The organism is Candidatus Nanosynbacter lyticus, assembly GCF_000803625.1.
GTDB lineage: Bacteria > Patescibacteriota > Saccharimonadia > Saccharimonadales > Saccharimonadaceae > Nanosynbacter > Nanosynbacter lyticus.
The window spans coordinates 147,175-163,245 of the sequence record NZ_CP007496.1; the positions used below are offsets into that span (position 1 = coordinate 147,175).

Sequence of the window (16,071 nt, forward strand, 5' to 3'; positions counted from 1 at the left end):
AAATGGTGTTTAATATTGGCAATAGTCGCGTTATTGAGTCGCGGGAAGTTTCTGATGGTGCGGCAATTCGGCGGCGCCGAGAAGCTCCGGATGGCAAGCGATTTACAACGTATGAAAGAATTGAAAAACCAAACCTGGCTGTTATTAAGAAAAATGGCGATCGTGAGTTATTTGATCGGGTAAAATTGGCAAATTCGACACGTCGTTCAGTTGGAAAATTTTTCAAGTCAGATGAGGAAGTCGATAATATTATTACGGCAGTTGAGGATTCCCTATATGCCCTAGGCGAGTCGGAAGTTACTTCAAAACAGATTGGCGATCAAGTCCTTGATGAATTAGCTGGTCGTAATGAAGTGGCGTATATTCGTTTTGCTAGCGTTTTTTATGAGTTTAAGACACTGGATGATTTCGTGGAGATCTTAGCCAAGCGCCGAGAGAAAGATAAGCAGGGTTTATAGATGCGTATAGTTGTGGTTTACCGATCGGAGAGTGATCATGCGCGTGAAGTCACTGACTTTTTGCGTGATTTTAGCCGACAAACAGGCGAGGTTTTAGAGGAGATGAATCCTGATTCTAGGGAGGGTAATAATTTTTGTGAAGTATATGATATTGTGGAATACCCAACGATTGTCGCACTGAGCAACACCGGACAGATGCAAAATATGTGGCGTGGTCGACCTTTGCCAACGATTAGTGAGGTGAGTTTTTATGTTCAATAAAATTCGAAATTGGTTTTTTCATAAGGATTTAAAACGACAGAATTTGGCAGCGTTTATCATGCTTATCGGTAGTGCTTTAGGGCTGCTGGCGTCTTTTATGTTGTCTATCGAGGCGCTTATATTAGCAAAGAATTCTCATGCATTGCTGAGCTGTGACCTTAACTCAGTATTAAGCTGTTCAACGGTAGCCAGCCATTGGTCGGCAACTATTTTAGGATTTCCAAATAGCTTCATTGGCGTGATGACTTTGCCTGTTATGGTGACGATTGCCGTGGCGTTACTTGCGGGCGCGAAGTTCCCGAAGTGGTTCATGCAGGCGGCGGAAGCTGGAGCAGTAGCGGGTATGGTTTTTGCTATCTGGATGTTTTATATGAGCTACATTGAAATTGGCGCGCTGTGTCCATGGTGTTTGACCCTTGACGTGGGGATGACGCTAATCTTCTTCGGATTAACACGTTATAATATTTTGCGGAAAAATATTTCTTGGCGGGGTGCGCAGAAATTTGTTAGTGGTGGATATGATGCGCTTATTGCTGTATCTGTAATTGTTTTAGTCGTTGTAGCAATAATCGCTAAGTTTGGCGGACAGTTGTTTTAGTGTTCTAAAGATTCATTGTTTTATCTAAAAAGCTTATGGTATACTTGATGATGAGTAATAATAGGGTAGGGCTCAATTAAGAACAATAGAGCATGATAAAAAATAAGAAGTTATTATTAATTAAAAATAGGCGCCGAACGGCATATTATTTTACTTTTGGCGGTATTATTGCCGTTTTTGCGGTCATGGGCTTCATTTTTGCTACATCGCAGCAGAGCCATGCGACAATTCCAGCGGGCGGTAAACAGAATGAAATTGGTCAAGTCTCATATCGCTTTTACAGTCCGTCAAATTCAGCTAATCCAGGAGCTCCATTAGCTGGTACTAATACTCAGGCCATATTGTCAAAGCCTGGTGCTGATTTTCGTTTGAGAGTTGGCGTGCAAAATAAAGGACTGTTTACAAAAAGCCTGGCAGCGGTTGGCGAAGGACATAACCACGGTTGTGCTATCTTGTCAGATAATAAGGCTTATTGTTGGGGAGAGGGTGCTTGGGGGGCGCTTGGCACTAACTCAACTTCCGATTCGAGCACTCCGACGCCTATTTATACTGACGGCGACTTAAGTGGTAAAACTATTAAGCAGATTGCTACTGGAGATTGGCATTCTTGTGCAATTGTTTCTGATAACAGAGTGTATTGCTGGGGTTATGGAAGCAATGGAGAGCTAGGAAATGGGACTTATAACCAGGCTAATGCACCGGTGGCCGTTAGTACTTCTGGGGTGATGTCAGGTAAAAATATTACGCAAATTGCCACAGGATTTAATCATAACTGTGCACTAGACTCCGATGGTAAAATCTATTGCTGGGGGCAGAATGCTTATGGTGAGCTAGGTAATAATTCAACGACCATATCTAATGTGCCAGTAGCTACTTCCATGAATGAGTTTGGAGGGCGACGAGTTAAGCAAATTATTGCGGGATTTTTCTACTCGTGCGCCTTAACGACTGACGGCTCGGTATTTTGTTGGGGTACTACTGAAAATGGTCGGATTGGTGCCGGTCAAACTAGCGGCTATTCTGCGCGGCCGGTACAGATAAGCTTTGGCGGCAAGAAGGTTGAGTCAATTTCTGGACACGCCACTCATGCTTGTGCTGTAATTTCGGGTTCCCAAGGATTGTATTGCTGGGGAAAAAATAATAGGGGACAGATTGGCAATGGGTCAACTACGGACAGCTATGCTCCTTCACCTGCCTCGGTAAGTGGAATTCTTGGCGGCGGAAAGACGATTAGACAGGTAAAAGCTAACTACGAGCATACTTGTGTATTGATTAGTAGCGGAGATGTTTACTGTTGGGGAGCCGGCGACAAGGGGCAGTTAGGCAATGGGTCAACCTCAGATTCGACGTCGCCGGTAAAAGTCAACATGCTATCAATAACCGCTGACAATACTATAAGTGATATAGCTAGTGGTAGTAACTACTCTTGTGCTTTAACGACTAGAGGCTATGTTTACTGTTGGGGCGAGAACTCACATTATCAATTGGGTAATGGCTCGTCGTCTAATGCGCTAACGCCTACGTCGTTATCAACTCCAGGGCGAACCATCGGGGACTCAGCAATTAAATTACGTGCCGAATATGCAAAAAAGGGTAGCGCGGTGACATGTTCAGCAGTTAATGGGGCGGCTTGGCGGGCTATTAATGGAGCGGCAAAACTTAGGTACGCCACAAACGGTCCAGCAGATGGTACGGCTATAACTAAGATTTCAGATGATCCAGCATTACCAGATAATACCGTTGGTACGCGCCCGCAGACGATTGTCAGAAAGAATAGTCCCTGGACAACGTTTGTGAATACCCAAGATATAGCTGCTGGCGAAGTGGGGGTTTGGGATTTGGTACTGGCTGATAGGGGTCTTGATAGGAATGAAAATTATTGTGTTCGTTTAGTTACAGACACTACTGCTGCGCCGGGCACCAGTGTTGATACGTATGATGTATACCCAGAGTTTAAGACGGCCCCTGGGTCGCTGGATCTTCGTTTTGCGAACAGCGCGGGAACAACAGTGGTTAATCCAACCGCGAGATTTGCTGATGCGACCACGAGCAGAAACAGTGTAATCACGGGCGCTTCTCTATCGGACTCTAATTCAAAGCAAATTGAGGTGGTCAATACGCAGACTGATGCTGGATGGAGTGTGGTGTTATCGGCTTCTAATGGGTCGACTGCTCGCTGGCAGCAGTCAGGTGGCACGAAGTCCTACATGTTCAATGGCAATAGTGACACCCAAGGGTTCTTGTCGGTTAAGTTTGCGGCTGCCTCTGTCATCACGTCGGGCAATTCATTGAGTGGATCGTCGTGTAACACTAGTGGTGTACAAAAGGGTTCTGATTTGCAATTCCAAGCGGGAGGAGCAAATGCAAATAGTATTACGCTGATGAGCAGCAGTAGTTCAACCGGTCAGTTAGGCTGTGCATTTTTATTGCGTAATGTTAGGCTAAACCAGACTATTCCGGCATATCAGAGTCCTGGCGTGTATAATTTACCAATGACATTAACGGTGACGGCGCAGTAGGGGGTGTGATGAGCAGAGTAAAAAAATTATTCACTACTATCACACTACTTGTTGCAGTGAGTATTCCTTCATCGGTTTTTGCGACTGCAGATTCGACGTTGTCGCAGGTGATTCGGGATATTGATTGTACACACACTACACTGGAGAACGGTAATCAATTAAATCATCCAGATTGTCAAATCTTTGCACCAAAGTTTATGAAGCTCGATTTGGTGGATAAGAAACATCCAGTTTTATATGGCGTATATGATGCGGTCCATACAGTCACTAATCCCATAACAGGTCAACATAATCTGACGGTGGAGTTTAACGGGCGGACGTTTGTATTGGGGCGAGATAGTGAGCTTCGGGTGAATGGTAACGTTTGGACATTAGATTTCTCAAATTGGCAAAATGACCATCCAGGGGACAATTTTATGCCACTAACTCCAGGCCATACTTATAATGGGCGAGCTACAGCCAGGATGAAGGCTAGTCCTTCATCGCCAGAGGTAACCCAGTTTGCTGATTTTTCAGTCACTATTCCAAAACAAACTATTGGGGAGATTATTGCTATTCCGAATATATTTAAGAAAGTCGGCCGAGTTTTAGCGAGTACGGGCGTTAGCATGTGGCTAATGATTGTCATTAGTGCCACCGCAATTTTTGTAGCATCTATTCTGCTGTTGATTCATAAAAAAGAAAAGGAGCGGGATGGATGAAGAAATAAGCGTAATAGTTTACGATAAACAAATTAAATTCACAAAACAAGGAGGGAAAATGAAAAAATTAAAATTATTGGCAGCTGTCGGATTCGGAGCAGTTAGCTTTGCTGGATTAGCTGGCTCTGCTGTTTATGCGGCGAATACCGCCAACTCTACTTTGACTCAAACAATTAATGCCGGCGCATTAAGTACTGATATCCGTAACTCAAGCAATGCGGTTGTCAGTAACCCAACATTTGCGATGGGTGCCGTGACATTGTCTACGTCAGCTCAGACCTCAACAGGTACGTTTGGTGAAAATGACAAGCGTATTTCCGTTGATAACCCTGGCGGTGCTAATAACGGCTGGACGCTGACCTTGAACGCAACCACTCCAGGTACTGGCAAATGGACAGACGGTGGCAAAAGCTACAAATATAACGGTACTGCCGCTGATGGTCGTCTAACGGTTGATCCATCAACTGGCACAGTTACTCCGGTAATTGGTACAGCTACTGGTATCACTAAAGGTAGTTCAATGGCGTTTTCTGGTAGCAACCCAGTTACGCTAATGAGTGCCTCAGCGGGTGCCGATGCTGTCTGGAATGGCTACATCACAGGTGTTAGCTTGAAACAAGATATTCCAGCTGGTCAGCAAGCAGGTACATACACCTTGCCAATGACACAAACTGTTGCTGCTATCTAAATAGTTAAGACATTTATAAAAACGGGCACCCCTGCGGATGTCCGTTTTAATTTGCGTAAGACAGTAGTCATAAGCAGATTATCTTGGTATAATAGGTAGTATAGTTTGTAAGGAGGGTTATGAATAGTTTATTGTGGCGTAAAATAGTTGGAGCAGCTATTATTGTAGGGCTGATTTTACCCGCGTCAGTATCCGCTGCGGGAATTGGTGGTCGGCCAGCTAATCCAGATCCAAACAACCCGAGGACCCAATCAATTTTTATATACAATCTATCTGGTGGCGCCGCAAAATCAGATCAACTACATCTTCAGAATGGACTAGATGAAAAAGCAACGGTTGAGGTTTATGCGGTTGATGGCACGGTAACGGCGACTGGTGATATGACCTGCAAGCAAAAAGTGGAGGATAAGGTTGACGCTGGTAAATGGGTTAGCATCCCTAAACAGGAGATAACGCTCGAGGCAAAGGAAAGTAAGCTGGTGGACTTTACGGTTAGGGTTCCTAGTAAGGTGGATGTTGGTGAACATAACGCCTGCATTGTTGTGCAGCGTAAAAATACTCAACCTGTAGCAACGGGCGGCGTCCAGGTACAAACCCGTCAGGCGATTCGCATGGCGATAGTTGTTCCTGGAAATATTCATCGTGATGTGACAATTGATAAATTTGATATTAAGAATGAAAACGGTAATCAGTTGTATGAAATTGCGCTGAAGAATTCTGGTAATGTATCTGCTGATGTCGATATTAAATTGGTAGTCAAGGATGCGGCAGGTAATGTTGTTTATAAGAATGGTGGCGTAAATGCAACGATTGCTAATGAAATACGTCAATTCCGCTATGAAAGTAAGCTGGCGCCTTTCTGGGGAGGTAAATATAAAGCAGAGCTCTCGATTTCTTACAAGAAAAAGGCTGGCGAATGGGGGATTGGTCAGAATCAGAGTGAACTAATAACGAAGGACATTGAGCCCAAAGAACTGTTTTTCTGGCCGTCAATTATGGCTTTGGCGATAATTGGTGGCGCCTTGTTGTTGGTTATTCTGCTATTGATTGGCTTTATTGTCGCAATTAAGCGCCGCAAAAAATCAGTTAAATTTGGTAATCGTTAGTATTTTAGCAGGGTTGGAAATAAAAATATCTTGGGATTTTGGTAAAAACGCGCTACAATGTGAGTAGGGCGTTTTTGCGTGTGTCTGAGGAGGTTTTTCTCTGATGAAGCCAACGCAAAATGAGCGGCTATCAACCGCGAAGTCTGCGGGAAGAAATCGGTATGATTTTGAATCAGCTGAGATTAGACCCCGCCGCGACTCACTGCGACAAAGTGAACAATTAAGCGCTAAAAGAATCACTTCTTTTGGAATCGAGATGGTACCGTCCGTTTGAAACACCTCCAGCGGATTCTCGAAATCAAAAGAGGTGATTTTTATATTTAAATAAGGAGATACAATGAAATTCAAACACGGCACACGCCGCCGGGCGGCAGAATACGAAAAGGATTGGGTGCAGCGATGGAAGGACGATCAGACGTTTGAAAAGTCGGTGGCACAGCGGTCGGCAGATAATGCCTACGTTTTTTATGACGGGCCACCGTTTATTACTGGCGTACCGCATCATGGTACGTTACTGAGCTCAATCGTCAAGGACGCCGTGCCGCGTTACTGGACGATGAAAGGCAAGCGCGTGGAGCGCCGCTGGGGGTGGGATTGCCATGGCCTACCGGCAGAGAATTTCGTCGAAAAGCAGATGAATATCGTGGACCGGCGGCAGATTGTGGCGAGTAGTGATCAGCCAGCGCCGCTGGATAAAGACGGTAATCCTTTGCCAACCATCAGCCTGGAAAAATACATCATCAAGGCGCGCGAAAGCATGGTAGCGAACAGCGAAACCTGGCAGGGCGTGATCGATCGAATCGGCCGCTGGGTAGACTTTACGGGTGCCTACCGCACTATGGACAAGGACTTTATGGAGAGCGTCTGGTGGGCCTTTAAGCAGTTGTATGAGGCTGGCAAAATCTACGAAGGCGAAAAGGTACTGATGTACGACACGAAGTTTGCTACCCCTGTCAGCAAGGCCGAAGTGACCATGGACAACGACGCCTACCAAACGGTGACCGACCCGAGTGTGTATGTGAAGTTTAAGCTGCCTGATGAAGACGTTGCTGTTTTGGCTTGGACTACCACGCCATGGACATTGCCAGCTAACCTGATGTTGGCCGTCAATCCGGAGATGACGTATTGCGAAGTGCTGGTGGGGGGTGAAAAGCTCATTATCGCCGAAGAAGCCCTCGAGCGCACCCTGCAGGACGAAAAGCATCAGCCGCTTGATTACAAAGTATTACGCAAATTCCCCGGTAGCGAATTGGTGGGTAAAACCTATCAGTCGCTCGATACGGGCTCGGCCTGGCCAGATAACGACAAGATCCACACCATTTACGCGGCGGATTTCGTCTCGCACGAGTCAGGTACGGGCATCGTGCACATCGCGCCGGCTTATGGTGAGGACGACTTTGAGCTGGCCAAACGCCACGGCATTAGTGCCTTCCATGTCATTGATGATAACGGCTACTATACCGATGGCAATTACAAAGGCCTCGAGGTGTGGGATAATAACAAGTTCATCGCCAAAGACCTGAAGGAAAAGGGCGCGGTGTGGAAGATCGAGTACATTCGTCACGAATACCCGTTCAACCCGCGTAGCAAACAGCGCATCATGTACCGGGCCATCCCCAGCTGGTTCTTTGACATTCAGGGGCAAAAGCCGCTGATGCTGGAGCAGAACGAGCATATTAATTGGTTCCCGGCTCATCTGAAACATGGTCGTTTTGCCAAAAATATCGAGCAGGCACCAGACTGGAACCTGAGCCGTGACCGCTTCTGGGCGACGGCTATGCCAGTGTGGAAGGGTGACCGCGGCACGGTGAGGGTGGTTGGCTCGTATGCGGAGCTGAAGGAATTGAGCGGCGTGGAGCTGGATGATTATCACCGCCCGTGGGTGGATGACATTACTTTTGAAATCGACGGCGAAACGTTTACCCGCATTGATAAGGTACTGGACTGTTGGTTTGAGAGCGGTAGTATGCCGTTTGCCCAGCTACATTATCCGTTTGAAAACCAGGCCAAGTTTGAGCAGAATTACCCAGCGGATTTCATCGTTGAGTACATTGGCCAAGTGCGGGCATGGTTTTACTATGTACATGCTGTCAACGCCGCCTTGGCCGAAATCGGTGCCTTTGGCGAGGCTGGCGCGCAGCACAAAAACGCCTACAGTAATGTCATCACTACTGGTGTGGTGGCGGGCAATGACGGCCGCAAGATGAGTAAATCCCTGGGTAACTTTACTGATCCGAACGAGCTGATGGATAAGTTTAGTGCTGATTCCTTACGCTTCCTATTACTGAGTAGCCCGCTACTTAACGGCGAGGACTTTGCTCTGCATGACAAGGACGTAGGTGATGTGGCACGCAAGCTCAGTATGATTTGGAATATGTATGATTTCTTTACCATGTACGCGGAGGTTGACGGCTGGGAATTTGATGGTGAATTGAGAGATCCACTCAGTGATCTGACCAACCCGCTTGATATCTGGATCGTCAGTCGGCTGCATCAGTTGGTGGCAGAGGTTGAGCGTCACATGGATACCTACAATATTCCTGATGCGCTGAGCCCGATTTTGCCATTCCTGGATGACGCGTCCAACTGGTACGTTCGTCGCGGTCGCCGCCGCTTCTGGAAGTCTGAAGATGATGGCGATAAGAACGATGCTTACCGGACGCTGCATTATGTTCTGGTGTGTCTGAGCTACATTTTGGCGCCATTTACACCGTTTTTGGCTGAGGAGTTGTATCACAATTTGACAGGTGATGATGAGTCGATTCATTTGAAGGATTGGCTGCCAGCAGGTGAAATCAATAGAGCAATATTGCGTGATATGAATGCTTTGCGCGTTGCCGTGAATGACGGCTTGTCGAAGCGCGCCGCAGCTGGAATTAAGGTTCGTCAGCCACTAGCGTCCGCCAAGCTTGTCAGTACTATTTCTGGTAATACAACTGATGAAGTCAGGCAGTTCTTAGTTGATGTTGCGTGTGACGAGTTGAACGTTAAATCAGTAGAAGTTGCCACCGACTCAGAGCTTGAGGTTAATGAATCATCAGTACAGCCAAGCGTTGTCTATGATTTCGTCATTACTCCTGAACTGAAGCGTGAAGGATTGGTGCGTGAGATTATTCGCCACGTCCAGAGCGCACGTAAGAAAGCTGGGCTGCAGGTAGACGATCGGATTGAGCTTGCTATTTTTAGTGCGGATACAGAAATTACTCAAGCTATCAATACGTTTGCCGAAGTTATTACTGCCGAGACATTGGCTGTAAAATTAGACTCTACAGTAAATGATGCGGAAAAATATGACGTTAAAATTGACGATAAAATGGTAGCAATATCATTGCAAAAGGCTAAATAAGCTTAAGTCTGTCAATTGAAATAAGTAGCCTCCTTAGCGTAAGAGGCTACTTTATTGACTTTTTATAATATTTATGTTAATATTGTAATCAGTTACAAGTAAAGATAAAAATTATGCAAAATTTATTTAATAAATTATTTGGTCGTAAAGTAGGATTTTTGCCGGTTGATCCACTTGCTGATGGTCTTGCCGAGGAAATTATCAAGGAGCAGCAGGAGCCGCAGGCAATTCATTTGGATGTCGATGAGATAGAGGATATTCGTCAATTCTGGTCTCGTGTTGGTAGTGGTTATGATGACTATGGTTTATAATTAGCCTATAGATGATGAGTATACTTATAAAGAGTTGAAGATATGGGAGGTAAGTGTGATCACTAAAGCTATCATTCCAGTTGCCGGTTGGGGTACGCGGATGCTACCGATTACCAAATCAATCGAAAAGTGTATGCTGCCGGTGGGGACGCGGCCGGTTGTTGATTATATCGTGCAAGATATTGTTCGGGCGGGCGTGAAGGATATTTATTTCGTGGTCGGTGAACAAAGCACTCAGGTACAGAGTTATTATCGGTCAAATATTCAGCTGAACGATTATTTGCGGCGCGCTGGTAAACAGGACAAATTAGCTCTGGTAGCGCCGCTCCGTGACGTGCGAATACATTTTTTAACCCAGCCAAGTACTGGGGGTTATGGCACGAGCATCCCGGTGGGATTGGCGAGTGAATTCATTGAGCCGGGTGAGTCGGCGTTTGTGGTGATGGGCGATCAATTTTTCTGGCGTGTTGACGGCGGTTCAAATGCCGCAGACTTGGCAGAGCTGGTGAAGTCGCGTGGGCTGTCGGCTGGTTTGTTGGGTAATCCTGTTGAAGAAGCTTTTATTCCTCAGACGGGTATCATCGAAACTGACGAGCAGGGCAATTTTGTCCGCATCATTGAGAAGCCAAGATTAGAAGAAGCGCCAAGTAACCTCAGCAATTCAAGCTTTTACGTTCTCAACAAAGAAATTTTCGAACTGGCACGGACATTGCCTGCCAATCCACAGCGCGGTGAATTTGAGCTGACTGACGCCATCAACGCGTACATTGCGAGTGGCGGTATCATCGCGGTGGGCGAGGCCAAGGGCGACTATATGGAATGCGGTTCGCCCAGTGGCTGGTTGCGGGCAAATAACGCCATGGCTGAGTTACAGAGAAACTAGTTGCATGTATCGTCCGTCTCTGTTATAATTAGATACTGATAGTAAATATATATTAAGGAACGAAATGAAAGCAGTCGTAAAAATCTCTGGCAAACAGTATATTGTCAGCGAAAAAGAGTCCCTCTTGGTGGATCTCCTCCCTGAAGGCACAAAAGAACTCACTCTCGACGCACTTTTAGTGATTGATGGTGATAAAACAAAAGTTGGCACACCAACCGTAAAAGGCGCGGTGGTGAAGGCAAAAGTTGTTGAGGCGGAAGTCAAAGGCGATAAAATCCGCGTTATCCGCTACAAGAGCAAAAAACGCGTTCACAAAGAAACTGGTCATCGCCAGAAGTACACCAAGATTCAGATTACGTCAATCAAATAATTGAAAGAGCCGCTTCCATCAGAGAAGCGGTTTTTTGGTGTCTGTTATTTCTGTTTCGCTCATGCTATAATTAGGGCAGGTAAAAAGGGGAACGAATGACAAAAATCATTGCGGTGACAAATCAAAAAGGTGGCGTCGGCAAAACAACGACGTCAATTAACGTAGCATATTTTTTGGCAAAGGCTGGAAAAAAAACATTGTTGGTGGATTTTGATCCGCAGGGCAACGCAACCAGCGGTCTGGGGGTTGATAAGCAGAATCTGGGCGCAACGATATCTGAGGTGATTATGCGACAAATTGATTTGGCGAATATTGTCCTGCCGACCGAATATAAAAATCTGTCGATTGCACCAGCCACGCCTCACCTGGCAAATACAGAAGTTGAACTAGCCCAGGCGGAAGGCAGGTTTATTCGTTTGCGTGAGGCGTTAAAAAAAGCAACAGACTATGATTATATCATTATTGATAGCCCGCCGAGTCTGAGCTTGTTGACCGTTAATGGCATGATTGCCGCTAATTATGTACTGCTGCCAGTTCAGGCGGAATTTTATGCGCTGGAGGGATTGGGGCAACTACTTGAAAGTATGAAATTGATAAAGAAGGGGCTTAATCCACCTTTGGAATTATTGGGTGTTTTGCTGACGATGATGGATTCTAGAACTACATTGTCTGGGCAAGTTCATGCGGAAATTAAGAAGTATTTTCCGGATAAAATTTTTAAGAATAACATTCCACGAAATATTCGCTTGGCAGAGGCACCTAGTCACGGCGCGCCAGTTGGCGCCTATGATCGATTTTCAAAGGGCTCTCGCGCCTATAAAGCATTAACGAAGGAAATTATAGAGAGGGTGGAGCGATGAAAAAAGGTTTAGGTAGGGGTTTCGAGTCGTTGATCCCAACTAATTTGATTGATGAAACATTTGATCCGACAGCGCAACAGGATGAAAAAGTGTCGCGCTTGAGAGATATTGCAATTGATAGAGTTGTTCCAGATCCAGATCAGCCGCGTCGCTTTTTTGATGAGGCCGCCCTGAATGAGCTGGCAGAGTCGGTGCGTGAGCACGGTGTGGTCCAGCCAATTGTGGTGACGCCAAAGGGCGATAAATATTTGATTGTGGCGGGAGAAAGGCGCTGGCGTGCTGCTAATAAGGCTGGATTAACAGAAGTGCCTTGTATTGTTAGGAGCATGAACGACCAGAATCGTTTGGAGATTTCTTTGATTGAGAATTTGCAGCGGCACGATTTGAATGCGTTGGAGACAGCTACAGCCTATCAGAAACTACGTGACCAGTTTAATATGACTTTAGAGGAGATTGGTAAGCGTTTAGGTGGTAAGTCCATTAGCGCCGTCAGTAATACGCTGAGACTACTGAAATTGCCAAAGTCTGTACAGAAAGCACTGTTTGAGGGAAGGCTGAATGAGGGCCAGGCTAGGCCGCTTATTGGTCTACCTGAAGAAGCGGCGGAAGATATTATGGAGCGGGCGATTCGTGAAGAATGGTCGGCGCGTCGGGTTGAGCAGGTGGTGACGCTGTGGAAGCAGGCTAAGGATAGTCCAATTGAGAATAAACGTCGTCCGGCGGATATGCCGCATGCGGACGTGGTGGCGAGCCTATCTAAGAGGTTTGGCACAGGTGTGAAGATCCGTACTAACGGGCGTGGAGCGGGTCAGATTAGTATCAAATTTAAGGATGGTCTTGAGTTTGAGCGAATACGAGAATTGCTTGAAAGATAGTTTTATTGGTATTAGAAAGAGCGAATTTTATTGAAGGGGAATATCCGCAAACTAACGGGACCAACTATGTCGTATAGAGGTATTGGTCCCATGCAGTTTCGGGAGTCGCATGAATAGCTACCTTGTCGGTGGTCGCCCATAACGAACACGGTGCCATCGGGCACGGTTGAATCAACATCGCCAGAAGTTGGTTGACCTGGCTCATTTTTATTAACAGAGGTGTCTGGATTGAAGCCATTAGGGTTTTCTTTATTGTAGACTGTCACGGTACCGTTTTTAACTGTTACTCTTTCTCCGGCAAATGCTATAATTCGCTTAACAATGTATTCATCCTTACCGGTTGAGGCGTTAAAATTAGGGTTCTTAAAAACAATAATCTCACCGCGCTTGGGAATGTAGTTCTTATTCTGTAATTTTGAAGATGTAACTGGCAAGCGATTGACGATTAACCGGTCACCGGTATACATGGTAGTTTCCATACTGGCGCCTTCGACGTTAAATGTTTGAAACACAAATGTGTTCAATAAAATAGTGCCAATCACCACTCCTACAACGAAAATGACCATTCCCAGGCCATCTTGTAACTTTGGATGACGATCCATAAAAGTAGCGTCCATTGCTTTAATTATAAGCGTTTCGTGTGCTATAATCAATAGATATGAAATCACGCAAACAGTCGATGGACGGTTTTGTCACCGGACGACCGCAGCGAGCTTCGTTGGGGGAAATTTCTAGTAAGAAAACGACCACAATCGGGCGTGTTAGTGATACCCAGGACAAGCCACGTGCTTTGAGTAATATTCAAGGTAATGTTCAACGTCCAGCTTCTACTGCCAATAAATTAAAGCAGAATATTAGCGAATCATTGGCAGCTATTGATGAGAGCGCCAAGCCATCACATCGACAGGAGCGGAAGCAAAAACGTAAGAAAAAGCTTATCGTGAGGGTTATTCTTGCGATTATTGGGATTATAATAGCGATTGTTGCTGGCTGGTTACTCTTGAAGATATGGCAAACAATGCACAGTGTATTTGGTAATGGTAATATCTTCGATTTATTCTCGCAGCAGAAATTAAAAGAGGATTCTTATGGACGAAGTAATGTGCTGATTCTCGGTACAACTGATGACGATCCAGATCATCCGGGTGCAACACTCACTGACTCGATGATGGTCCTTAGTGTTAATCAGACGAAAAAGGATGCTTACATGTTTAGTATTCCACGGGACCTATACGTTAAGTTTGGCATGGCATGTAATTCCGGCTATGCTGGTAAAATTAACGAATATTTTGGCTGTGTAAATAATGGCAATAGTCCGGAGGCCGAGACTGAGCGGATGGACAAAACAAAGAAATTCATCGGCGATATTTTTGGTATGGATATTCAATATGTGGCACATATCAATACAGCAGTGATTCGTGACGCGGTTAATGCGGTTGGTGGCGTTACGGTCAATGTGCAGAGTCGCGATCCGCGAGGAATTCTCGATCCAAGCATGGACTGGATGTGCCGTGCTAGGGAATTAAATGCTCAGCAGCGTCGAGCGCGTTGCCCAACTGGACATTACATGCAGCTGACTAATGGTAGTCATGAGATGGACGGTGAAAAGGCTATGTGGTTCTCTAGGGCTCGTGGACTGGTCGCACCGACATACGGCCTGGAACAGTCTAACTTTGACCGTGAGAAGAACCAGCAGTTGGTATTGATGGCTCTTAAGAGTAAGGCAACCTCTACTGGTACTTTAACAAACTTTGGTAAAGTGACTTCACTAATGGATGCTATGGGTAAGAATTTGCGTACCAATATAGATACGAAAGAGATTCGGACTATTATGAACCTGGCGTCAGAAATCAAGGAATCCGATATTCATCGGTTGAGCTTTGTGGAGTCAGACAATACATTGATGACAACTGGTACAGCAGGTGGTGCAAGTATAGTTCAACCAGCCGCAGGACTGTATGATTATAGCGATATTCGTGCTTATATAAAGTCAGAAATTTACTCCACGCCGCTATCCAAGGAAAAGGCAACGGTTGCTGTCTTGAACGGTAGCGGCATAAGTGGCGCTGCGCAGAAAGAGGCGGATAGACTGTCGGAGTTAGGTCTAAAAGTAGTTCATGTTGGCAACGCCCCGGGCAACGAGAAGTCGACAAAAACTCGCGTCTATCAATTGCCAGCCGGTAAAGAAAAATCTGCTACAAAATCGAAGTTTGAGGAAATGTATGGTTCAGTTTCGTCTGACTCTCCAAAATATAACCTAAGCGTTGACGCCCAGTTTATCGTTGTGGTGGGATCTGGATCATAGTTTGGTATAATAGAAGGAGTTATGGAGTTACTAAAAACAGTTAAACGCAGGACATTTTGGAGTGAACTGGTTTACTATGTCTTAAATATTGGCTTAGCGGCGGTACTATTTGCTATTGCCCAGACTATTCAGTCGCCATATCCAGCATTAGCGCTTGTTGTGCTGAGTAAATGGCGCATAATCGCCGTACGGCCACGTTTTTGGTGGGCAAACATGCAGGCTAATTTGGTTGATTTAACTGTTGGTGTCGGCGTGGTTGGCTTGATGTATTTATCTACGTCAAGTTTATATTTCCGAGCTTTCTTAGCGGTACTCTACGCTATTTGGCTGATTGTAATTAAGCCAATGTCGAAGCGTTGGCAAGTGGCTTTGCAGTCAGCTATCGCTATTTTTATTGGGGTTACCGCACTAATGGCCGTATCTTATGATTGGCCAGTTTCTGTGGTCGTTTTCCTAATGTTCTTAATCGGCTATAGTACGGCACGTCATTTCCTACACAGCTACGACGAGAGACAAACTGTACTATTGTCTGCAATTTGGGGGGTCGTCTTTGCTGAATTAGGCTGGTTGGCTTATCATTGGGCGTTTGTCTACGGTGGTTTGTTATTCGGTGGTGTTCCGCAAATTACCATAATTTTGCTGTTGCTATCGCTCGTTACCAGCAAGGCTTATCAGTCGTATAAAAAGCATAAAATTGTTCGTTTTTCAGATATATCCGGGCCGGTAATCCTTACAATTGCTATTATATTCGTGATGTTTGCGTTTCTCAATTCGGTGACTATTTAATTGA

The 16,071-nt window shown here is 45.5% G+C and carries 17 protein-coding genes; 16 read left to right on the plus strand and 1 reads right to left on the minus strand.

Annotation, left to right across the window (positions count from 1 at the left end; translation table 11 throughout):
* Positions 1-2 precede the first annotated feature (2 nt).
* The 14 genes from nrdR to TM7x_RS00830 all read left to right on the plus strand — a co-directional run bounded on the left by nrdR (position 3) and on the right by TM7x_RS00830 (position 12,976).
* The gene (gene nrdR, locus TM7x_RS00770) at positions 3-458 is read left to right on the plus strand and encodes a transcriptional regulator NrdR (protein WP_039326940.1); all 456 of its coding nucleotides are present in this window, start codon (positions 3-5) and stop codon (positions 456-458) included.
* Positions 459-719 (plus strand): thioredoxin domain-containing protein, encoded by a 261-nt coding sequence (locus TM7x_RS00775; protein ID WP_039326941.1) that lies wholly within the window; start codon positions 459-461, stop codon positions 717-719.
* Complete coding sequence (locus TM7x_RS00780; protein ID WP_039326944.1) at positions 709-1,317, plus strand: vitamin K epoxide reductase family protein; 609 nt, start codon at positions 709-711, stop codon at positions 1,315-1,317. Before TM7x_RS00775 ends, TM7x_RS00780 begins: the two co-directional genes overlap by 11 nt.
* Positions 1,318-1,409: 92 nt before the next feature.
* Positions 1,410-3,836, plus strand: coding sequence for an RCC1 domain-containing protein (locus TM7x_RS03760; RefSeq protein ID WP_052198779.1), 2,427 nt, complete (start codon positions 1,410-1,412; stop codon positions 3,834-3,836).
* An 8-nt stretch (positions 3,837-3,844) separates the two neighbouring features.
* Positions 3,845-4,537: a hypothetical protein gene (locus TM7x_RS00790; RefSeq protein ID WP_138074059.1), complete on the plus strand. Its 693-nt coding sequence runs from the start codon at positions 3,845-3,847 to the stop codon at positions 4,535-4,537.
* Positions 4,538-4,595: 58 nt separating this feature from the next.
* Entirely contained in the window at positions 4,596-5,225 is a 630-nt protein-coding gene (locus TM7x_RS00795; protein ID WP_138074060.1) for a hypothetical protein, read from the plus strand.
* A 119-nt stretch (positions 5,226-5,344) separates the two neighbouring features.
* A complete protein-coding gene (locus tag TM7x_RS00800; protein ID WP_039326953.1) occupies positions 5,345-6,331 on the plus strand; it encodes a WxL protein peptidoglycan domain-containing protein in 987 nt (328 codons plus the stop codon).
* 103 nt (positions 6,332-6,434) lie between these two features.
* Positions 6,435-6,605, plus strand: a complete 171-nt coding sequence (locus TM7x_RS04120; RefSeq protein ID WP_158386488.1) for a hypothetical protein — start codon at positions 6,435-6,437, stop codon at positions 6,603-6,605.
* 63 nt (positions 6,606-6,668) lie between these two features.
* Positions 6,669-9,677: an isoleucine--tRNA ligase gene (gene ileS, locus TM7x_RS00805; RefSeq protein ID WP_052198780.1), complete on the plus strand. Its 3,009-nt coding sequence runs from the start codon at positions 6,669-6,671 to the stop codon at positions 9,675-9,677.
* 113 nt (positions 9,678-9,790) lie between these two features.
* Positions 9,791-9,988, plus strand: a complete 198-nt coding sequence (locus TM7x_RS00810) for a hypothetical protein (RefSeq protein WP_039326954.1) — start codon at positions 9,791-9,793, stop codon at positions 9,986-9,988.
* A gap of 55 nt (positions 9,989-10,043) precedes the next feature.
* On the plus strand, positions 10,044-10,871 hold the full coding sequence (locus TM7x_RS00815; RefSeq protein WP_039326956.1) for a sugar phosphate nucleotidyltransferase: 828 nt from the start codon (positions 10,044-10,046) through the stop codon (positions 10,869-10,871).
* A 64-nt stretch (positions 10,872-10,935) separates the two neighbouring features.
* Entirely contained in the window at positions 10,936-11,241 is a 306-nt protein-coding gene (rplU, locus tag TM7x_RS00820; RefSeq protein ID WP_039326959.1) for a 50S ribosomal protein L21, read from the plus strand.
* Between the two features lie 95 nt (positions 11,242-11,336).
* Positions 11,337-12,101: a ParA family protein gene (locus TM7x_RS00825; RefSeq protein ID WP_039326962.1), complete on the plus strand. Its 765-nt coding sequence runs from the start codon at positions 11,337-11,339 to the stop codon at positions 12,099-12,101.
* Positions 12,098-12,976, plus strand: a complete 879-nt coding sequence (locus tag TM7x_RS00830; protein ID WP_039326965.1) for a ParB/RepB/Spo0J family partition protein — start codon at positions 12,098-12,100, stop codon at positions 12,974-12,976. The genes TM7x_RS00825 and TM7x_RS00830 overlap by 4 nt, the downstream gene beginning before the upstream one ends.
* Positions 12,977-12,987: 11 nt before the next feature.
* Here TM7x_RS00830 and lepB read toward each other — a convergent pair whose 3' ends face one another.
* Positions 12,988-13,593, minus strand: coding sequence for a signal peptidase I (lepB, locus tag TM7x_RS00835; protein WP_039326968.1), 606 nt, complete (start codon positions 13,591-13,593; stop codon positions 12,988-12,990).
* 41 nt (positions 13,594-13,634) lie between these two features.
* Between lepB and TM7x_RS00840 the strand changes: the two genes are divergently transcribed.
* Together TM7x_RS00840 and TM7x_RS00845 are read left to right on the plus strand one after the other, a co-directional pair.
* Positions 13,635-15,281, plus strand: coding sequence for an LCP family protein (locus tag TM7x_RS00840; protein WP_039326971.1), 1,647 nt, complete (start codon positions 13,635-13,637; stop codon positions 15,279-15,281).
* A gap of 21 nt (positions 15,282-15,302) precedes the next feature.
* The gene (locus tag TM7x_RS00845; protein ID WP_039326974.1) at positions 15,303-16,067 is read left to right on the plus strand and encodes a hypothetical protein; all 765 of its coding nucleotides are present in this window, start codon (positions 15,303-15,305) and stop codon (positions 16,065-16,067) included.
* Positions 16,068-16,071 lie beyond the last annotated feature (4 nt).